14 protein-coding genes and 4 pseudogenes are annotated in these 20,806 nt (G+C 35.1%); 16 read left to right on the forward strand and 2 right to left on the reverse strand.

Annotated elements, in window-relative coordinates:
- Positions 1 to 16: 16 nt before the first annotated feature.
- The 8 genes from GM3709_RS05270 to GM3709_RS05305 all read left to right on the forward strand — a co-directional run bounded on the left by GM3709_RS05270 (position 17) and on the right by GM3709_RS05305 (position 8,580).
- The gene (locus GM3709_RS05270; protein ID WP_066116943.1) at positions 17 to 487 is read left to right on the forward strand and encodes a DUF4079 domain-containing protein; all 471 of its coding nucleotides are present in this window, start codon (positions 17 to 19) and stop codon (positions 485 to 487) included.
- A 307-nt stretch (positions 488 to 794) separates the two neighbouring features.
- Positions 795 to 1,295, forward strand: a complete 501-nt coding sequence (locus tag GM3709_RS05275; RefSeq protein WP_066116945.1) for an NADPH-dependent FMN reductase — start codon at positions 795 to 797, stop codon at positions 1,293 to 1,295.
- Between the two features lie 31 nt (positions 1,296 to 1,326).
- Positions 1,327 to 2,829: a C-3',4' desaturase CrtD gene (gene crtD / locus GM3709_RS05280; protein WP_066116947.1), complete on the forward strand. Its 1,503-nt coding sequence runs from the start codon at positions 1,327 to 1,329 to the stop codon at positions 2,827 to 2,829.
- Between the two features lie 204 nt (positions 2,830 to 3,033).
- Complete coding sequence (locus GM3709_RS05285) at positions 3,034 to 4,017, forward strand: alpha-ketoacid dehydrogenase subunit beta (RefSeq protein WP_066116949.1); 984 nt, start codon at positions 3,034 to 3,036, stop codon at positions 4,015 to 4,017.
- 160 nt (positions 4,018 to 4,177) lie between these two features.
- Positions 4,178 to 5,593 (forward strand): protein translocase subunit SecD, encoded by a 1,416-nt coding sequence (gene secD, locus GM3709_RS05290; protein ID WP_066116951.1) that lies wholly within the window; start codon positions 4,178 to 4,180, stop codon positions 5,591 to 5,593.
- Between the two features lie 120 nt (positions 5,594 to 5,713).
- Positions 5,714 to 6,652 carry a protein translocase subunit SecF gene (secF, locus tag GM3709_RS05295; RefSeq protein ID WP_066116953.1) on the forward strand — a complete coding sequence of 313 codons (939 nt, stop codon included), beginning with the start codon at positions 5,714 to 5,716 and terminating at the stop codon, positions 6,650 to 6,652.
- Between the two features lie 47 nt (positions 6,653 to 6,699).
- Positions 6,700 to 8,019, forward strand: a complete 1,320-nt coding sequence (locus GM3709_RS05300) for a TIGR03279 family radical SAM protein (protein WP_066116956.1) — start codon at positions 6,700 to 6,702, stop codon at positions 8,017 to 8,019.
- Positions 8,020 to 8,136: 117 nt separating this feature from the next.
- On the forward strand, positions 8,137 to 8,580 hold the full coding sequence (locus GM3709_RS05305) for a DUF5331 domain-containing protein (RefSeq protein ID WP_066116958.1): 444 nt from the start codon (positions 8,137 to 8,139) through the stop codon (positions 8,578 to 8,580).
- Between the two features lie 18 nt (positions 8,581 to 8,598).
- Here GM3709_RS05305 and GM3709_RS19565 read toward each other — a convergent pair.
- Positions 8,599 to 9,551, reverse strand: a protein-coding gene (locus GM3709_RS19565; RefSeq protein ID WP_144439385.1) for an IS630 family transposase whose coding sequence is annotated in 2 segments (ribosomal slippage) — positions 8,599 to 9,215 and positions 9,215 to 9,551 — 954 coding nt in all. Because the reading frame shifts where the segments join, the coding sequence is not laid out codon by codon here.
- 260 nt (positions 9,552 to 9,811) lie between these two features.
- Between GM3709_RS19565 and GM3709_RS20055 the strand changes: the two genes are divergently transcribed.
- From GM3709_RS20055 to GM3709_RS05340, 5 genes and pseudogenes are all read left to right on the forward strand, one after another.
- Positions 9,812 to 13,369 (forward strand): choice-of-anchor L domain-containing protein, encoded by a 3,558-nt coding sequence (locus tag GM3709_RS20055; RefSeq protein ID WP_066116960.1) that lies wholly within the window; start codon positions 9,812 to 9,814, stop codon positions 13,367 to 13,369.
- Between the two features lie 391 nt (positions 13,370 to 13,760).
- Complete coding sequence (locus GM3709_RS05325) at positions 13,761 to 15,026, forward strand: IS701 family transposase (RefSeq protein ID WP_066115324.1); 1,266 nt, start codon at positions 13,761 to 13,763, stop codon at positions 15,024 to 15,026.
- A 34-nt stretch (positions 15,027 to 15,060) separates the two neighbouring features.
- Positions 15,061 to 15,624 carry a PepSY domain-containing protein gene (locus tag GM3709_RS21315; RefSeq protein WP_071828015.1) on the forward strand — a complete coding sequence of 188 codons (564 nt, stop codon included), beginning with the start codon at positions 15,061 to 15,063 and terminating at the stop codon, positions 15,622 to 15,624.
- 75 nt (positions 15,625 to 15,699) lie between these two features.
- The gene (locus GM3709_RS05335; protein WP_066121758.1) at positions 15,700 to 16,374 is read left to right on the forward strand and encodes a response regulator transcription factor; all 675 of its coding nucleotides are present in this window, start codon (positions 15,700 to 15,702) and stop codon (positions 16,372 to 16,374) included.
- 237 nt (positions 16,375 to 16,611) lie between these two features.
- A pseudogene (locus GM3709_RS05340) lies at positions 16,612 to 17,175 on the forward strand (transposase); the annotation flags it as partial.
- Positions 17,176 to 17,186: 11 nt separating this feature from the next.
- On the opposite strand, the pseudogene GM3709_RS19590 reads toward GM3709_RS05340, so the two are convergent.
- Positions 17,187 to 18,343: pseudogene (locus GM3709_RS19590) on the reverse strand (IS630 family transposase).
- Positions 18,344 to 18,407: 64 nt separating this feature from the next.
- On the opposite strand from GM3709_RS19590, the pseudogene GM3709_RS21760 reads away from it, so the two are divergent.
- The 3 genes and pseudogenes from GM3709_RS21760 to GM3709_RS18950 form a co-directional block, all read left to right on the forward strand.
- Positions 18,408 to 18,948 (forward strand): annotated as a pseudogene (locus tag GM3709_RS21760) (transposase); the annotation flags it as partial.
- Positions 18,949 to 19,092: 144 nt separating this feature from the next.
- Positions 19,093 to 20,454 (forward strand): cell wall metabolism sensor histidine kinase WalK, encoded by a 1,362-nt coding sequence (locus tag GM3709_RS05360; protein ID WP_066116966.1) that lies wholly within the window; start codon positions 19,093 to 19,095, stop codon positions 20,452 to 20,454.
- Positions 20,455 to 20,523: 69 nt separating this feature from the next.
- A pseudogene (locus tag GM3709_RS18950) lies at positions 20,524 to 20,712 on the forward strand (transposase); the annotation flags it as partial.
- Positions 20,713 to 20,806: the final 94 nt, after the last annotated feature.

The raw sequence follows: 20,806 nt of genomic DNA on the forward strand, positions 1-20,806 counted from the left end.
ATAAGGTAGAAAAACAATGAATTTTGAGATTCCCCAAGCAGTGAAAACATGGTCACAATTTGGACATCCGATTCTAATGTGGGTATTATTTGCCACAGCTATTTATGCTCTATATTTAGGAATCAAAGTAAAACGTACTCGTCAAGCAGATAAAGAAAAGAAAAAAGAGTTAATCAAAGGTAACTTTATCAATCGTCATCATCAAGTCGGCTCAATTTTTATGGCTTTGGTAGTGTGCGGCACGATCGGAGGCATGGCAATTACTTATATTAATAATGGTAAATTATTTGTTGGCCCTCATTTATTAGCCGGATTAGGGATGATGGCAATGGTTACGGTTTCTGCTTCCTTAGTACCATACATGCAAAAAGGGAATACTTTTGCTAGATTCACCCATGTTGGAATGAATATGACTATGTTGTTAATTTTTGGTTGGCAAGCCTTTACAGGAATAGAAATTTTACAGAGAATTATCAGCAAACTATAAGTCTGTGAGGTGGGTAATACCCACCAGAATTATTTGAATAAATTATCTCCCACCTATTAAGCTAAAACCGTTTTAGCAATTGATAATTGATAATTTGCAATTAATCCATTCAAGGTTTAAAGCCTGCTCTTTTTAAGGGGAAAAAGATAAAAGGTTTACTTTTTTTAATTCAATCCTCTTCTCTTTTAGCCAGAGGTAACTGTCAATCGTACATTGTTCATTGTTGAACTTTTACCTCTCTTTAACGATAATTTTATGGTTTACCCTTGGTAAAATTCAGTACTTTTAAATATTACATAAATAAACTATGAGAATCTCAATCATTGTCGCTAGTAACAATAAAAATCTTGCACTAGCAAATCAGCTTAATGCAATCGCTATGGAAATGGGGCAAACAACTCAAATTATTGATTTAGTAGAAGAAGAATTACCTCTCTATACTCCTAAAATTCAAGCTCAACAAGGTATTCCTGATAAAGTAAAAGAATTAGCTCAAACTTTACTCAATACTGATGGCATGATTTTTGTTGCACCTGAGTATAATGGTGGTATTCCACCTACTTTAAATAATGCTATTGCTTGGTTAAGTGTCAGTGGAGATGATTGGAGACGTTGTTTTAATGGTAAACCTGCAATGGTTGCTACTTATAGTGGTGGTGGTGGACAATATGTGCTACTGGCGATGAGATCTCAGCTATCATATATTGGAATGAACGTTGTAGGAAGACAAATTATTACTAATGCCAGTAAACCCTTCAGCATCGATTCTGCTAAGGAAGTTGTAAAACAATTAATCAATCTTTGTTAAGATTTATTAAGCAAGGTACAGTTAAAAAGATATGGAAAAACAACAAAAAGTAATTGTCATTGGTGCAGGAATTGGAGGCTTAACCACCGGAGCATTATTAGCCCGTTATGGCTATGATGTTACTATATATGATCAAGCGATCGTACCGGGAGGATGTGCTTCCACTTTTCAACGAAAAGGCTTTACTTTCGATGTTGGTGCGACTCAAGTAGCAGGATTAGAAAAAGGAGGTATTCATCATCGTATTTTTCGAGATTTGGATCTTGATATACCTTCAGCCACAGAATGTAATCCTGCCTGTGCCGTATTTTTACCCCAAGAAATCCAACCAATTATGGTGTGGCGTAACCCTGAAAAATGGCGTTTAGAAAGACAGAAACAGTTTCCCCATAGTGAAAAATTTTGGGCATTATTAAAGATTTTATTTGATGCAAGTTGGCAGTTTCAAAGTCGAGATCCCATTTTACCACCTCGCAACTTGTGGGATTTAGGACAATTAATTCAAGCCTTACGGTTAGATACCTTCGTCACTGCACCTTTTACTTTCATGACGGTAGCACATGCTTTGCGATTTTTAGGATTAGGCAAGGATAAGCGCTTAAAAACTTTTCTCGATATGCAGTTAAAGTTATATTCTCAGGTTGATACAGAAGAAACGGCTTTACTATATGCGGCAACAGCTTTGTCGGTGTCTCAATCTCCTCAAGGATTATATCATCTTAATGGCAGTATGCAGGTTTTGACCGATCGACTGGTGGAAGGATTAGAAAAATATGGCGGAAAATTGTATATGCGCCATTTAGTGCAAAAAATTGACACCGAAAAGGGAAAAGTAACGGGAGTCACCATCAAAAATTTGAAAACAGGAGAGATTCACCAAGAAAAAGCGAATCATGTGGTAGGCAATCTTACGGTAAATAATTTGACAACTATGACAGAAAAAATTCCCTTTACTTATCGTCAACGAGTGGAGAAATTACCTCCAGCAAGTGGTGCATTTGTGATCTATTTAGGAGTAGAAATATCTGCCATTCCCGATAATTGCCCTCCTCACCTCCAATTTTTATACGATTATGAAGGAGAAATTGCCGAGATAAATTCTTTATTTGTATCCGTTAGTAAACAAGGCGATGGCAGAGCGCCTCAAGGTAAAGCCACTATTATCGCTTCTTCTTTTACTGATGTTAACCTTTGGTGGAATATCCCCCTTGACGATTATGAGTCACTAAAACAAGATTATACAAATAAGGCGATCGATCGACTCAAACAATATTTTAACCTCACCCCAGAGACAATTATTCATCAAGAAATAGCAACCCCCGTTACGTTTTATAAATATACTGGGAGAGAAAAAGGCATCGTTGGAGGTGTTGGGCAAAGAATAAGTACATTTGGACCTTTTGGTGTTGCCACTCGCACTCCTATAGAAAATTTATGGTTAGTAGGAGACTCAACTCACCCCGGAGAAGGCACTGCTGGAGTTAGTTATTCTGCTTTAACTGTTGTGCGACAGATAAGAAGCAACCCTCACTAACCCAATTCTGAAAATAATTTATTCTACAATTATTGTTGTTGATTATTAAAATGATAAATAAATTCAAAAAATAGTATCCTAGAGTTTTGAAAAACTATAATTTTTCTGACTTTCTGTGTTAATTATTCCAATGCTTAGTATTAAAGATCGATCGAAAATGATAAGATGATCTTTGCTATAGCTAGTAATATTAAAGAAAAATAAATGGCAGAAACATTAATGTTTAATGCTTTGCGTCAAGCTATTGATGAAGAAATGGCAAGAGATGACAAAGTTTTTGTATTAGGAGAAGATGTAGGACAATACGGCGGTTCATATAAAGTAACCAAAGGTTTATACGAAAAATATGGTGAATTTAGAGTTTTAGATACCCCTATTGCCGAAAATAGCTTTACAGGAATGGCAGTGGGTGCGGCAATGGCAGGATTACGCCCCATTATTGAAGGGATGAATATGGGCTTTCTGTTACTTGCCTTCAACCAAATTGCCAATAATGCGGGGATGATGCGTTATACTTCAGGGGGAAACTATAAAATTCCTACTGTAATTCGTGGGCCTGGAGGTGTGGGCAGACAACTTGGTGCAGAACATTCTCAACGTTTAGAGGCTTATTTTCAAGCTGTACCGGGGTTAAAAATTGTGGCTTGTTCGACTGCTTATAATGCTAAGGGTTTATTAAAATCTGCTATTAGGGATGATAATCCTGTGTTGTTTTTTGAACACGTTTTATTATATAACCATAAAGAAAACCTACCAGATTACGAATATACAGTACCTTTGGATAAAGCAGAAATCGTGCGTAAAGGTAAAGATGTGACGATTTTGACTTATTCTCGTATGAGACACCATTGTGTACAAGCATTAAAACAAATTGAAAAAGATGGATATGATCCTGAAATAATTGATTTAATTTCTCTAAAACCTTTGGATATGGCGACTATTGGAGAATCTATCCGCAAAACTCATAAGGTAATTATTGTGGAAGAATGTATGAAAACTGGTGGTATCGCCGCCGAGCTAACCGCATCTATTAATGATCAATTATTTGATGAGTTAGATGGCCCTGTGGTGCGTTTATCTTCTCAGGATATTCCTACCCCTTATAATGGTACTTTAGAAAGGTTAACGATCGTGCAACCTGAGCAAATTGTGGAAGCTGTTCGTAAAATCATGACGAATAAAATCTAAATAATTAGGAGTTAGGAGATAGAAGTTAAGAGTTATCAATTAATAGTTTTAATTTAACCTAAATATTTATTTAATTTAACCTAAAACCTATCACCTAATACCTAATACCTTTTGTAAGAATTAAATTCAAAGTAAAGAGCCTAATTTATTATAAATATTAATGGAAAAACAAAGAGCTTTTATTATTTTAATAATTGTTTTAATTGCGACTTCGATCGTCACTCTGATTAACTTGCCTTTGCAATTAGGGCTAGATTTAAGAGGAGGTTCACAATTAACAATTCAATTACAAACAACGCCTGAAGTACCAGAAATTACTCCTGAAAAATTAGAAGGGGTGCGCACGGTTATTGACAATCGAGTCAATGGTTTAGGGGTATCCGAAGCAGTGGTGCAAAGTGTCGGTAGAGATCGAATTTTGGTACAATTGCCCGGTGTCAATGATCCTCAAGAAGCAGAAAGAGTTTTAGGCGGTACAGCACAATTAGATTTTCGTACCGAAACAGATAACTCTGAAATTCAAGCCCAATATCAAATTAGACAGCAAGAGTTAGGAGAATTAATTTTTCAAGCTCAATTGTTACAAGGAGAAGAATTAACGGCACAAGAGGCAAAAATCAAGACAAAACAAGTAGAAATCGCTGAATTATCTCAAAAGTTATATACAAAAAGCGAATTAAACGGCGAAAAACTGAAAAAAGCTGGTTATCAACCTAGTCAACAAGGTAACGATTGGGAAGTTGTTCTCGAATTCAATGATGAGGGGGGTAAGTTATTCGCTGATTTAACTAAAAGTATTGCGGGTACAGGGCGTACTTTAGGAATTTTTCTTGACAATAAATTAATCAGCGCTCCCGGTGTAAGTGCTGAATATGCCACCACAGGCATTATGGGCGGTACGGCAACTATTTCTGGTGGTGGTGGTTTTACCCTTGAACAAGCCAGAGAATTGGCCTTACAGTTAGAAGGGGGTGCATTGCCATTACCCGTCAAAATCGTTGAAAATCGTACCGTTGGTGCAACTTTAGGACAAGATAGCATTCGCAGAAGTATCGTTGCTGGAATTTGCGGTTTAGCTCTTGTATTAATCTTTATGGGAGTTTATTATCGTTTACCGGGTATTATTGCCGATGTATCTTTAATTATCTATGCTTTACTTAACTTAGCTTGTTTTTCCATTGCCGGAGTTACTTTAACCTTACCCGGTATCGCTGGTTTTCTGTTAAGTATCGGTATGGCTGTTGATGCAAATGTATTAATTTTTGAGCGTACAAGGGAAGAATTAAGAGACGGAAAAACCCTCTATCGATCGGTAGAATCAGGATTTTATCGAGCTTTCTCTAGTATTTTAGACGGGAATGTCACCACTTTAATCGCTTGTGCGGCTTTATTTTGGTTAGGTTCAGGTTTAGTGAAAGGTTTTGCTTTAACACTAGGCATCGGGGTAGTTTTAAGTATGTTTACCGCTTTGACTTGTAGTCGTACTTTTTTGTTAATTGTGGTATTGGGTTTTCCAGCTATTCGTCAACGTCCAGAATTATTTTGTCCAAATATTAAACCCGTCGTTAATAATTAGGCATTAGGAATGAGGAATTATCAACTGTCAACTGTACATTCTACATTGTTGAAACAGCTGATAGCGAAAGTTTCTCTTAGGAAGTCAATTAAATTATTCACTATTCATTATTAACTATTTATGAAATTTAGCGTTGTTAAATGGGAAAAAATTTGGTGGACTATCTCAGGTATTCTTTGTTTGGGGAGTATATTAGCAATGATTATTTCTTATACTTCCATCGGTACTATTTTACGTCCTAGTCTTGATTTTGTAGGAGGTACAAGATTACAGTTAGAACTTGATTGTACTGTGCCGAATAATTGCGATCGTCCTATTACTGTTAATGATGTACGAGAAATATTAGAAGCAGAAAATTTAGCTAATAATAGTAGTGTTCAAGTTGTCGGGGAAGATCAACACAGTATTTCTATTCGCACAAAAACTTTAGATGTGGATGAAAGAACTAAATTACAAAAAGTCTTAACAGACAAAATTGGAGTTTTTGACGCAAAAACAATTCAAATTGATACAGTTGGGCCTACTATTGGGAAACAATTATTTATTTCTGGGCTTCTCGCTTTAATAGTATCTTTTGCAGGTATTATCGTTTATTTGAGTTTTCGATTTAAAACTGATTATGCGATTTTTGCCATTGTCGCTCTATTTCATGATGTTTTAGTTACTACAGGTGCTTTTGCCGTTTTAGGTTTAGTGGGGGGGGTAGAAGTAGATACTCTCTTTCTGGTGGCATTATTAACTATCACTGGTTTTTCTGTGAATGATACCGTTGTAATTTACGATCGTGTTCGAGATATTCTGAAAGAAGCCGACACCGATGATATGGACTATGTCATAGATACTGCTGTGATGCAAACTTTAACTCGATCGATTAATACCAGTTTAACCACCCTTTTACCGGTAGTTGCCATTTTCTTGTTTGGTGGGGATACTCTTAAATATTTTGCTCTTGCGTTAATTATTGGTTTTGTTTGCGGTGCTTATTCAAGTATCTTTATTGCTAGTACCCTACTGGGTTGGTGGCGTAAAACTATTAATAAAAAAGTAGTTGAAGCATAAATTAGGTGTTAGGTTTTAGAATATAGAATGAAAAATAAAAATAAGTCATGAAACCTGCTCGTATTAGTAGAGTTATTCCTGATTCGATCGCCGCCGAAATGGGTTTTGAAGTGGGTGATTCGATCGTTAACATTAATGGTATATCTCCTAGAGATTTAATAGATTATCAGTTTTTATGTGCCGATGAATATTTAGAATTAAACGTACTAGATAAACGGGGAAAAAATCATTTTTTAGAAATAGAAAAAGATTATGATGAAGATTTAGGTTTAGAGTTTGAAACTGCTCTTTTTGATGGTTTAATTCAGTGTAATAATAAATGTCCTTTTTGTTTTATAGATCAACAACCACCGGGCAAAAGAGATACTCTTTACCTCAAAGATGATGATTATCGTTTAAGTTTTCTCTATGGGAGTTATTTAACTTTAACTAATTTAACCCAAAAAGAATGGACGAGAATTGAACAAATGCGCCTATCTCCTTTATATGTATCCGTTCATGCTACCGAACCAGAAATTAGAAGTCATTTACTCAAAAATAATCGAGCAGGAGAAATTAAAAAACAGTTAGCATGGTTTCAAAAAAAACGTTTACAAATTCATGCTCAAGTGGTAGTTTGTCCGAACATTAATGATAGAAAACATCTTGAAACAACTTTACTAGATTTATTTTCTTTTCATCATGGCGATATTCCAGCAGTTATTAGTGCTGCGATCGTGCCTGTAGGCTTAACGAAATTTAGACCAGACAAAGATGAATTAATTCCCGTAACAACAGAAAAGGCAAAAGAAGTTATCGCCCAAGTACAAGAATTACAAGTAAGATTTAAGGAAAAATGTGGTTCAACTTTTGCATGGTTAGCTGATGAATGGTTTTTAATTGCAAAAACAGATTTACCGCCTGAATCTCACTATGAAGATTATCCTCAAATTGGTAATGGTGTTGGTTCAATTCGTCAATTTATTAAAGAATTTGAGAGTCTTGCTAAAGCAAAATTACCCAGAAAAATATCATCTCCAAAAACCTTTACATGGATTGTGGGAAATGCTGTAGAAACTGCCTTTCAACCTTTAGTTAATAGACTTAATCAAGTTCAAAATTTACAAGTAGATTTAGTTGCTTTAAATAGTAAATATTGGGGGCAAGAAATCACTGTTACTGGGTTATTAACTGGACAAGATTTGTTAGATCATTTATCTAATAAAAACTTAGCAAAAAATGTTTTATTACCTTCTGTAATGTTAAAGCATGATGAGCAGAAATTTTTAGATGATTTAACAGTAGTAGAAGTGGCAGAAAAATTAGGAGTAAATATTTATCCCGTTAAAGATATTAGTCATTTACTCGATCGATTAATTGATGATTAAATAAATTATTATGAGTAGTGAGAAATAATAATGTTTAATTAGCCGTCAGCTATTAGCTATTAGCACTCAGCTATTGGAATTTCAATTTTTAAACCCCTGTTTAATCAAAAAAATATTATGGAAAATTTTGAAGAAATTAAAGCTAGATTAAAGAAAAAATGGTTGCAATATTACAAACATAATAGAAAGTGGATTAATAAATATTGTCAAGAGAATTGCTTTGTCTCCGTACAAGGTTCTTTTGAAGGGGAAACATGGGGTACTGGAGAAAGAAGTTTAGAGGATAAACGGTTTTCTGAAGTTCATCCTCCTAGTGAATTAATTATTGGTGTCATAACCGCTTTAGAGCCCCTTTTAGCTCAATATTGGCTTACTGCATTTGTAGATTTATATGCCAATAAAGAAAAGATAATTGTGGCTTTAGGTTTAAATTTTGATCCTGAATTAGAGTTAAAAAAAATTGAACAAAAAAACTGGGAAAATCAACAATTAGTTATTGAACCAGAAATAGTTTTAGAAGACAATGATTTAACTGAAAAACGCTATTTATCAACACAATAAAATGATCTATAGCATTTATCAGAATGATGAGGTACAGTAACAGCAATGGGTGAACCAATTGTGCATATCTAACTGTGTTACTTGCTCCATGGCTTTTCCAATCGCCTCTACTAGATCATGATAATTTCTCGGTTTTAGTTTTCTGATCTGATTTTTGACTTTCGACCAAAAATTTTCAATGGGTGAAAAATCTGGGGAATAGGGTGATAAATACACCAATGATGCCCCCACTTTCTCTATTTCCTTTCTAATTGTTTCTCCTAAATGAATTTTTGCATTATCCATAACTACACAAGCTCCCACCCATAATTTGGGCACTAAATCTCTGATCACAAAAGCCTCAAAAGTTAATCCATCTACAGAACCATAAATATTTCTTGATGCTACTACTTCCTTTAAGGATATTGCCGTCACTATAGAAACATTACCCCCTCTTTTCTGGGGTTTTTCTCCTCTGACTCTGTACCCTTTTTTTGCCCTACCATAAAGGCGAAGCATTGCTAAATTACTTCCCGATTCGTCCACAAAAATTAAGTCCTCTTCATTAATTTCTCTCACTTTATCCCAATATTCAGATCTTTTTTGTTGAACTCTCTCACTATGTTTTTCTGTGGCATACAGTGTTTTTTTTTGACAGTATCGTCAAATTTACGACTGATTCTGTCAATAGTCGATGTACTGAGTTTAAGTCCAGTTTTTTTCTCAAATAACTCGGCTAATTCCCAGAGAGTAGCATCATTATTTTCGTTGATAATTTCTAACAGGACAACCGTTTGTTCAGGATTTATTTTGGGGGGTCTTCCCCCTGAATGACGAGGTTTGAGATCCCCAGTTTCTTGATACTGCTTGATTATCTTTTGTACAAAACTTTTTGCCACACCAAAATTCTTAGCTAATTGACGAATGGAGCATTGTTGCTTTTCACGAGCATGAATAATCTTTTGTCTTAAATCCAAAGAGTAGGGACGCATTAGATTAATGTTAATATCGTCTACATTTTTTCATCTCAAAATTGTACCTCATCATTGTAAGAAACGCTATATACTTGAACTGAGGTAATTTTTCTTTCCTACTTCTTTACATTGTTTCGATAGACTTTTTATATAACTGACATTACGGACTCCTTACGGAAAAACAGTCATTTTGAGCGATAGTGAAAAATCTCAAAGCGTTGATTTCTGGTGCAAGTGCGTAACATCAGTTATATAATTTTTATAGGAAGTTTTTATCTATGGTTACTCCTTTCTCTGTCTATTCTGGTGGTAACAACTCGCTATTAACTAATGCTCTTTTATCCGTCAACTCAGGTATTAATGTTAATCTTAGCTCAATCAAATTAAATACCTCAGCACCAAGTGCAGTTAACTTCTATGATGGTTCTCTGATCGCATTAGGTATTGGTTCTGGACTACTATTAACGTCAGGAACAACACCCGGCACAAGCAACACAAGCACAGGTTTTGGCAGTGATAATAGTGTAACTACTGGATTTTATAATGGTGATGCTGATATTGATGCAGTGGTCAATACAGTTTTTCAAACACAATCCTATGATGCCACTAGCTTGACTTTTGATTTTACCGTTACTGATCCTAACGCTACGTCTATAACTTTTGATCTAGTATTCGGTTCTGATGAATATCCTGAATGGGTAGATGCGTTTGTAGATTCAGCGATCGTTCTGGTAAATGGAGTTAACTATGCCCTATTTAACCATGATCCCTTACATCCTTTAAGTGTGATTAGTTCTAACTTAGCGGCAGGTTATTTCCAAGACAATGCTAACAATATTTTGCCCATTGAATATGACGGTGTTAGCCACGTTCTGAAAATTGTAGCACCAATAATAGCTGGAGGAACAACTAACCATATTAAAATAGGTATTTCAGACACAGGAGATCATATTCTTGATAGTGGTATTTTTCTCTCGAATTTTTCCGCAGGAAATACCCCCGGTTCTGGGGTAGTTAGTACGCCCACTTCAACAACCGATGGCAATGATGTTGTAACAGGTTCTGCTCAAGATGAGTTAATTGATCTTAAAGGTGGTGATGATATTGCCTATGCAGGGGCAGGTGATGACATCGTGATTGGTGGTGCTGGTAATGACTCTATTTATGGCGGTAGTGGTAATAATCAACTCAAAGGAGATACGGGTAGTGACTATCTTGAAGGTGGTGACGGCACTTCCGATACAGCAGTTTTTGCAGGAGCTAGTACAGAGTACAGTCTTGTTTATAACTCGGTTAATAATAGCTATACTGTCACTGATAGTAAAACAGGTGCAACCGCAGAAGGAACTGATACCTTAACAAATATCGAACTTGCCAAATTCAATAATGGACTTTTTAACATTACGAATAGTGGATTTTCCCCCATTTCCAGTCCTCCTCCTACTCCCACAAATACCCCCGGTTCTGTGATCATTAGTGGTATTGCCTCAGTGGGAAATGTCCTAACAGCAACAGTCAGCGATCCAGACGGAATTTCAGGCAGTATTAATTATCAATGGCAATCATCCAGTAACAATGACACAACTTGGAACAATATCGGCACTAATAGTAATACTTATACCGTCACATCTGCCAATACTGGGTTATTGGTACAAGTTATTGCGTCTTATACTGACAATGATGCGATCGCCGAATCTCCCGTAAGTCCTGCTAAAGAAATTTTGAACACCAAGAGCGGTGACTTGGTTGTAACTTTAATCCAACTGAAAGCCCCATCCGGTGCAAGTAATATAAATCCTTTAACTACCTTGGTTCAGGATGCCATTGATTTAGGTTTATCCCCTAACACTGCTTCAAATACGATTAAAACTGTCTTGGGAATTCCCAGTACTATTAATCTCCAAAGTTATGATGCTTATGCAATTTTACAGACTAATCCAACTCAAGCCCAAGCCCTTGCAGTGGAAAAAGTAGCGGTTCAAGTAGCGATTTTAACTTCTCTTTCCGATGATGATACGGGATTAAATTTAACTTCGGCAATTATTAAGGCTTCAGCGAGTAATAAAACCCTGAATCTAGCTAATGCCAATGACTTAGCCAGTATTCTTGGTGTTAATATTACAGGTTTAACTAAAAACAATTATCCTGAACCCCTCAGAGAGATTTTTGATCGGAATAAGAGTATGTCAGATGCGATCGCTGATGGCGGGGATGTTAGTGTAATCGAACAAGAATGGCAAGACTTATTGAGTATTCAAGATGGTATCAATTCTACTTCCATTGCCGATCTAAGTATCCATGTTAATCAAAATCCCATTGGCACAGCCACAGCCGATTTAGCTAACGGAATACAAGGCTCACCATACCAAATTAACTCAACAGACTTACTGACAGGTTTTAGTGATCCTGATGGCGGTATTTTAGGTGTAACAAATCTATCTGCTAGTATTGCTGGTACTTTCACCAATAATAACAACAGTACTTGGACATTTACCCTAACTTCAAACTATACCGGACCTATAGAACTGAATTATACAGTCATTGATGGTCAAGGAGGCAGTACATCTGCTAATCAACTCTTTGTTATTTCTCCTCAAGCAACAAATCCAATTTTCACGGGAACTTCTAAAGCTGATACCCTCATCGGTACAACAGGAGCAGATATTTTGATTGGTTTAGCAGGAAATGACACTTACACAGTCAACGATTCTGGTGATGTAGTTATAGAAGAATTGAGTGCAGGAACTGACACGGTTTATGTTACTGTTTCCTATAGTTTAAGTAGTAATGTAGAAAAACTTATATTACAAGGTACGGCAATTAATGGTACAGGTAACGAACTCAATAATACAATCACAGGTAATACCAGTAATAACGTCCTCACTGGTGGTGCAGGTAATGATATTCTTGACGGAGGAACTGGTTCAGATAGCTTGATTGGTGGCTTAGGCAATGATACTTATCAGGTAGATATGATCACCGATGTTATTACTGAACTTGCAAATCAAGGAACTGATACCGTTAAAAGTACTGTTTCTTACAGTCTGAGTAGTAATGTAGAAAGACTTATGTTACAAGGCACGGCAATTAATGGTACAGGTAACGAACTCAATAATACAATCACAGGTAATGCCAGTAATAACGTCCTCAGTGGTGGTGCAGGTAATGATATTCTTGACGGAGGAACTGGTTCAGATAGCTTGATTGGTGGCTTAGGCAATGATACTTATCAGGTAGATATGATCACCGATGTTATTACTGAACTTGCAAATCAAGGAACTGATACCGTTAAAAGTAGTGCTTCTTACAGTCTGAGTAGTAATGTAGAAAGACTTGTATTACAAGGTACGGCAATTAATGGTACAGGTAACGAACTTAATAATACAATCACAGGTAATGCTAGTAATAACGTTCTCAGTGGTGGTGCAGGTAGTGACATTTTAACGGGTAATGCAGGTAGTGACATCTTAACGGGTAATGCAGGTACTGATATTTTAGTTGGCAACACTGACAATGATACCTTAAATCTTGGACTCAATGACAGCGTTGCGGACATTGTACGTTATTCTAGTGGGGATGGTAGCGACATCATTAATCAATTTGTTAAAGGAATTGACAAATTATCCTTCACAGGAATAAGTTCTATTGATGTCAAAATCTCTGGAAGTAATACTCAATTGAGTTTAGGAAATGGCATCGTAGGTGATGCTGGTTTTGGAACTGGTTCTCTGCTAATGACTATTAAAGGGGTAATTGGTTTTACCTCTGCCGAATTAGGAGTTAATGGAACTAGCGTTGATCTTCCTAATAATACTGCTCAATTTTTATTTAGCTAATTTAAACCGAGTAGTATTGGTTAGTGTTAGGGAAAATTTTTAAGTTATCAATTAACGATTTTCCCCCCAATCCCCCAACCCACAGGGGTCGTTATTTTACTTTCTGATGTTGGTGAGACAAGGTGGACAAGGTGGGAAAATGGACAAGGAAGGAAAACCGTACAAAAACAGTTCGGTTGTGTATATTACAAGAATCTCTAAAAAGACCATTTTTCGTGTGTAACATCTACCTTGTCTCCTTATCTTCATTCCTTCCTTGTCTTGCTTTCAACCAACTATTAAAAACCTGCCCTTGTGAGCAATCCTCCAATACCCAATATTATCGGTACTTAGACAAAACAATAACAACAATTAAGCTATAATTTTTACATCATATTGCTTTTAGGTCAAAATGAAAGAAATTACTTCTTCATCAATGCCCCCATGTTTCAATCGCTGGTGTGAAAAAATAGACCCAGTCTTAAAAACAAAGGCACAAAAACGAGAGTTTAGAAATTATTTGGGCGGTTTATTAGGAGATTCTCAAAGAAAAAATATAACTCAAATTGCCCATAATAATCTTGATATTACTTATCATAAATTACACCATTTCTTAACAGAGTCCACTTGGAATTATGATGAGGTAAATGATAAAAGATTAGAAATTATTGCATCCTGTCGTCAAACAAAAATTAGTCGATGTTTCTCCTTAATTATAGACGATTCAGGTCATCGTAAAAGTGGAAACTTTACTGACTGTGTGGGAAGACAATATATTGGTGAAATTGGCAAAACTGATAATGGTAATGTTATAGTCACTACTCACATTTATGATGGTGTGAGAAGTTTTCCTTTAGACGTTGAATTATATGAAAAAGCCGAAAATTTCCCTGAAGGAAAAGACGCTCCACAATTTCAGAAAAAACCAGACATTGCCTTTAATTTAATTGAAAAATGTTTAAATCGAAATTATTGTCCCCAAATAATTTTAATGGATGGTGGTTATGGAAACAATACTAATTTATTAGGCAAACTAGAAAAAAAGAATTTAAAATATATAGGAATTATTGCTAAAAATAGATTAGTAAAATTGGTAAAACAAGATTTTATCGAGTCTGAAAAAACCATAGCTGAAATAGCAAAATCATTACCCCAAGATAGTTTTGAAAAAATAAGAATAGGAAAAAATCGAGAAAAAACTCTTTGGGTAGCAACGATAAATATTGAATTATCAGCTTTGTCGGGAATAAAAACTGTAGCTATCGTCATGAATGCAGATACTTTTGAAAATTCCACAGATATTGATTATTTAATGACTAATGAAATAGGAGAAAAAGTGTGTGGAAATTGGATAGTAGAAACTTATACACAAAGAAATTGGATAGAAGTATTTTACCGTGAAATCAAGGGATGGTTAGGGTTATCACAATACCAAGTGAGAAATAAAAGAAGTTTAATGAGACATTTTATCTTGGTATTTTGTGCCTACACTTTTATTCAATGGCATCGTTTGACAGGAGGTTTAAGAAGACAATGGGGGAATAAACCGTTAAATACTTTTGCTGAGGCATTGGAAGCGTTTCGTAATGCTGTGTCTTTTCGCTTTTTTCAATGGTTAAAAGACAATGTGGAAGTATTTAGTTTATATAAAGCTAGTTTAGGGTTTATTTGGGCATAATTTTTGTCTAAGTACCGTTATATTATTTTTGAACATGGCAAATCTTCAAATCCGTAAACTTCATCGTAAATTCGCACCAATTCTATTCCTTCCTCTTTTAATCACTGCCTTAACAGGAGTTTTTTATCGTGTTGCTAGAAGTTGGTTCGGTTTATCAGATGAATTAGGTGAAAATGTTTTAGCTTTACATGAAGGCAAGTTTTTGGGTGAACCTTTAGTACCTTTTTATGTGTTATTTCTGGGCTTAGGATTATTAGCGATGATAGTTACTGGGCTGATGATGTTTAAGCAGAGAAAACAAAAAGCGATTACTGCTTCTGGTAAATTAAATTTTCGCCTTCTTCATAGCTTTCTTGCCCCCATTCTATTCTTACCATTATTAATTAGTGCTACAACAGGGATTGCCTATCGTTTGGGTGAAACTGGGTTGGGCTTGTCGGAAGAACAAATTGAAATCTTAATGGATATTCATCAGGGAAACTATTTAGGTTCATTTCTGCGAGTTATTTATGTTTTACTGGTAGGTTTCGGGCTATTAGGAATATTAGTAACAGGTATTCAGATGACTGGTTTATTTCGTAAACGCTCTGTTAACTAAAATCCCAAAATTTAATATACTGTCATGTATCAGTTTTTAGTTGTTAACTTTGATCCCGTATTTCTCAAAAAAGAGATGAGAATACTATTAGTAGAGGACGATTCACGGATTGCAAAACCCTTAGCTGAAACTCTTAGTGATTGTCAATATCAAGTAGATGTGGCTGAAGATGGAGAAGTTGGTTGGAACTATCTGGAAATCCTCAATTATGATGTCATTATTCTCGATGTCATGTTACCTAAACTCAACGGTATTCAACTTTGTCAACGCCTACGTCAAGCAAATATTCAAACCCCTGTCTTAATGTTAACCGCACGGGATAGTAGCCAAGATAAAGTCTTAGGATTAGATGCAGGGGCAGATGATTATGTAGTTAAACCCTTTGATTTAGCTGAATTAACCGCCCGTATTCGAGCCTTACTGCGACGAGGAAATAACACTTTCCCACCCGTGTTAGAATGGGGTGACTTGCGTTTAAATCCTAGTAATTATGAAGTTTTTTACGGAAAACAACTTTTATCTTTAACTCCCAAAGAATATCAATTATTGGAACTATTTTTGCGTAAACCTCAACGAGTTCTAAGTCGTAGGCAAATTTTAGATCAACTTTGGTCTTATGAAGAACCACCGGGTGAAGAAACCGTTAAAGTTCACCTTAAAGATTTACGCAAAAAGTTAAGAAATGCAGGTATATCTTCTGATTTTATTGAAACCGTCTATGGTATTGGCTATCGTCTCAAGCCCCTCTAATCATCAGGACTGTTTCAAAGTAAGTCGGTAAAAATGTTGGGGTGTTAGGGTATTAGGATATTGGGGGGATTTCTTGTCTCCAGATTTTAAGTAATAATAAAAAATCTTAAGATAATCATAAACTGATTATAAATTATAACTGTACTTTAGACTAAATGAGAAGGAAATAACGACACAAAAGACTTTGAGAGAAAATAGAGAGAAAATAAAAATAATCACAAATTCAATTCTCTCTCTATGAACAAATATAACAGACTTCAACAATTTCGTCTTGACACTCATCAAATGTTATTCAAAAGTAAGGATGCCACTTTTCAATTAATGGATAGTATCATGGCTACGGAAAATGCTCGTAGTCTAGCAGAATTTTCTTTGTCTCCTTTTTTTCATCGCCAATGGTCTAGCACTTATGAAGCCATAGAAGATTGTCGCCCCAATAGCAATAAACTGATGAAAAGATATATTCAAGAAATACCACCTTCAGAATATTTTTTATTTGGCATCGATCATACCCCCTGGGAATGTCCAGATAGTCCAACCATGAAAGACAGAACTTATCAGTATTCTCATTCATCCCTCAATTCATCTGTAATAGGACAAGGATATAGCACCATAGCATGGTTGCTCCAATTAGATCATCAGGGTAGTTGGACATTACCCTTAAGACATGAAAGAATCACATCTTTTGAAACTCCTTTAAGTAAAGCAACATGGAAATTAAATAAGTCTGAAAATTTCCCCAATGCCGATGAAGTTTTGGAAATGGAAGATTCATCTTTAGGTCAAATACGAATTAGTAAGCTAAGACGCATTTAACTTACATTGATTAATTCACCCTTATTCTTAAATTTTTTACTCCAATTAATTACTAAACCTCCTTCATTTAATAAGTAATTTACTGTTTTTTCTAGCTGTTCTTTATTTTCAAAGTTTCTATAAGCTATATATTCCTTTGCCGAATGCCACACTAATTCTATTAAGTTATAATCTGGACTATATACCGGTAAATATTCTAGTCTTATATTCGGTAGATTTTTTTCTATTTTTTCTACTATTTCCTTTTTTTATGGAAACTTGCGTTGTCTAATATTATGATTATTTTCGGACCACATTCTTTAAAATCTTTTTCATCATTTCCCTTACTTACCCATTCATTTTTTATTTCTTCCCATAACTTTTTTAATTGTTCACAAAACGTTTCTGAATCACCTTTTTTTATTACAAAACATCTTCTTTTTTTATCCGAATATCTTATTCCTCCCATGATATTTACTCTTCCTCTTCTTCTTTCTCCCTTCACCTTTTTTCTTTTTCCTTTTTTCGTCCATGTTTTTCTTCTTATCACCCTTAAACTAAAACCACATTCATGAGGGGCTGTGTGGCGAATTTAGTTCGCCACTTTAAACGCCCCATCCCAAAACCATACTTGAACTAACTCAGGATTCTCTTTACCTATTTCTATGTAATGTTCTAATTTTTCTTTAAATGCTTTTCTTTGTTCTTGATTTTGTTTGTCTTCTAAACTATATTTTCCCCAAATATAACTATACTTTTTTCTTTTTAATATCCTCACTACTTGTGATTTGCTTAATTTAATTCCTGTTTCTTTTTCCAAATGTTCTGATAATCTTTGCCCCGTCCATCGACCAAAATCATATCCAAAATCTTCAGGATTTTTATCAACTACTTCTAATAATCTTTCAATATATTTATCCGTTGCTTTTGTTTGGTTTCCTTTTCTTCTTTTATCTTGCAATGAATCTACATTATTAGGATTACCATGAACTGCCCAGTAAGCCACCGTTTTGGGGGAACAACCCAAAAAAACTGCTATTTCTTGATAATTTTTACCATCATTCTCTAATAAAAATATTAAAATTCTTTCCCTGACTTCCGATCTCTTTTCTATTTTTAAAGCATCTTGTAGATACTTTCTTTCTTCCTCTGACAAAAAATTTTTAGAAGGCATAAATCACACCTAAGTTTTATCTTTTCTGACTTAAATTATATACCAAATCAATGCGTCTTAGCTTAAATGGACTCAACTTCATTTTTACCATGCACCGTTACAAACACTGAGTTTATTCAAAATTGAACGATTAAATCCGAAAAAAACAGGAGGTGAACATCGTCCACTATGGTTAATCTGGGTGGGAGAAGAGTTTTTGTCATTGGAGAAGATTTGGAGTCAATATAGCCGACGATTTGGAGTGGATCATTGGTATCGTTTTGCACTCGCAGAGATTGCACTGGACTTTACCAAATTTTCGCACTCCCATTCAGTGCCAAAGATGGAGTGATTTAATCGTCAATATTACTTGGCAATTATGGCTTTCAAAAGATTTAGTGCAAGAACACCATTTACCGTGACAAAAACCACAAGAGAATTTAACCCCTCAAAGAGTAGCCAGATCAATGATCTCATTATTGGTGGAGATTGGAAGTCCGACTTCAACTCCTAAAAGTCGAGGAAAATCCAACGGCTGGGAAAAAGGACGAAAAAGAAACAAAGCAAAGGTTTATCCGACGATAAAAAAACGGCAATCCAAAAATAAAAAAGGGAAAAAAACATAAATTTTAAGGAATAACTAATTCAATTTATTTTCTCTTGAGGCTAATTTTTGTTAGCTTACTTATTGTCTTGAAATATTTTATTAGTCTAAAGTACAGTTATAAAAACTCGTTACTTATTACTCCTCCTTAAACCAAAATTCTAAAATGAAACAGCCCGACTCTAATCGCCCCTTTGTACTTAGCCCTCGTTTTCAATCTCTACGATGGCAAATCTTAGGCTATAGTCTAGCAATTATGATAGGAATTAGTGCCATTTCTATTATTCTCGTTTACCAATATTTTGCCCATAGTCTTTATCAACAAGTAAATGAACGTTTAAAAGTTTTAGCAGATTCGGCGGCACATAGTTTAGAGGCAATTAAGAAAGATAAAAACGCCCTTATAAATCCCCCTATTCGCCGTTTGGATGGAGATGGTGATCTAGATTTATCTTGGCAAAATCTTCAGCAATCAGGACAATCCATTGAATGGTTTGATCAAGATCAAAAGTTTTTAGGAAAATCAGGAAAACTTAATTTTTCTAGTCCTTTAATTTTAGGTGAGCAAACATTGTCTGGAAAACCACCTATTCAACTGCTAACGATTACAGTATATAACAATAAACATTCTCAAGGACAAGATATTAATGCTTCAGAAACTTATATTGTTGGTTATATTCGTGTAGCTGAATCAACAGAACATATTCACGCTAATTTACAGCGTTTATTATGGGGTTTTAGTATTGGCAATCTGTTAACTTTAGGTTTAATTGGTTTCGGTGGAATAATATTAACTCGTCAAGCCCTTAAACCTCTAGCTAAAAGTTATGAACAACTCCAGCAATTTACAGGTGATGCGTCACATGAGTTACGGAGTCCTTTAACTGCAATTAAAACTTCCGTAGAAGTACTACATAGTCACCCCGAACGAATTCATCCTCAAGACTGGGAGAAATTAACCAATATTTTGAGTGCAACGGAGCAAATGAAACATTTAGTTGAAGATTTATTATTACTTGCCCGTACTGATAATGATTTAGATTTTATGGCACAGGATATTGTCAATATTCCTTTAGAAGACTTATTAGATGATGTACTTTTATCTTTAGAACCTCAAGCGGAACAAAAAGCAATTAATGTCAAAGTTCACTATTTTCAGTCAGTGATTGTTCAAGGCAATGCTTTTCAGTTACAAAGATTGTTCTCTAATTTATTAAACAATGCCATAAAATATACACCTTCCGAAGGACAGATCAAAATAACCTTACAGCAAGAGGAAAAAAAAGCTATCATTCAAATTGAAGATTCAGGTATAGGCATTTCTGCTGAACAATTGCCGTTCATTTTCGATCGCTTTTGGAGGGCAGAATCTGCTCGAACTCCGCAGATTAAGGGAACTGGTTTAGGCTTGGCGATCGCTGAGAGTATTGTTCAAGCTCATGAAGGTAAAATTACGGTAAAAAGTCAATTAAATAAAGGAAGTTGCTTCACTGTGTATTTGCCAATCACAACACATTTCCAAGAATAAACCTCTTGCAAAATTAAAAATGAGCTAAAATCAACTAAAATCATCTAGCCACAAAAAAAGTAAGAAATTTATTTAACATCGGTAATAGATCCCGAGATTTTACCTCCTCATGTAGTGGTTAATTTATATGGGAAACGTTGGCGAATAGAAGAGGCATTTAATACAGTAAAAAGATTGTTAGGGTTGAGTTATTTATGGACAGGTTCAATCAATGGAATCAAGTTGCAAATATGGGGAACTTGGTTATTTTATGGAGTATAGAACCCATTTGGGATCTTTTTTTAGAAAAGTGATACGATTAACGGTACTTAGACAAAAATTAAGCCCAAATTAAGCCCAAACTAGCTTTATA

This window comes from Geminocystis sp. NIES-3709 (assembly GCF_001548115.1).
Taxonomy (GTDB): Bacteria; Cyanobacteriota; Cyanobacteriia; order Cyanobacteriales; family Cyanobacteriaceae; genus Geminocystis.

Coding starts and splice junctions, on each gene's coding strand:
- GM3709_RS21315 (WP_071828015.1), top strand. CDS start 15,061: ATGGCAAATCTTCAAATCCGTAAACTTCATCGTAAATTCGCACCAATT.
- GM3709_RS05270 (WP_066116943.1), top strand. CDS start 17: ATGAATTTTGAGATTCCCCAAGCAGTGAAAACATGGTCACAATTTGGA.
- GM3709_RS05300 (WP_066116956.1), top strand. CDS start 6,700: ATGAAACCTGCTCGTATTAGTAGAGTTATTCCTGATTCGATCGCCGCC.
- GM3709_RS05305 (WP_066116958.1), top strand. CDS start 8,137: ATGGAAAATTTTGAAGAAATTAAAGCTAGATTAAAGAAAAAATGGTTG.
- crtD (WP_066116947.1), top strand. CDS start 1,327: ATGGAAAAACAACAAAAAGTAATTGTCATTGGTGCAGGAATTGGAGGC.
- GM3709_RS05360 (WP_066116966.1), top strand. CDS start 19,093: ATGAAACAGCCCGACTCTAATCGCCCCTTTGTACTTAGCCCTCGTTTT.
- GM3709_RS05285 (WP_066116949.1), top strand. CDS start 3,034: ATGGCAGAAACATTAATGTTTAATGCTTTGCGTCAAGCTATTGATGAA.
- GM3709_RS20055 (WP_066116960.1), top strand. CDS start 9,812: ATGGTTACTCCTTTCTCTGTCTATTCTGGTGGTAACAACTCGCTATTA.
- secD (WP_066116951.1), top strand. CDS start 4,178: ATGGAAAAACAAAGAGCTTTTATTATTTTAATAATTGTTTTAATTGCG.
- secF (WP_066116953.1), top strand. CDS start 5,714: ATGAAATTTAGCGTTGTTAAATGGGAAAAAATTTGGTGGACTATCTCA.
- GM3709_RS05335 (WP_066121758.1), top strand. CDS start 15,700: ATGAGAATACTATTAGTAGAGGACGATTCACGGATTGCAAAACCCTTA.
- GM3709_RS05275 (WP_066116945.1), top strand. CDS start 795: ATGAGAATCTCAATCATTGTCGCTAGTAACAATAAAAATCTTGCACTA.
- GM3709_RS05325 (WP_066115324.1), top strand. CDS start 13,761: ATGAAAGAAATTACTTCTTCATCAATGCCCCCATGTTTCAATCGCTGG.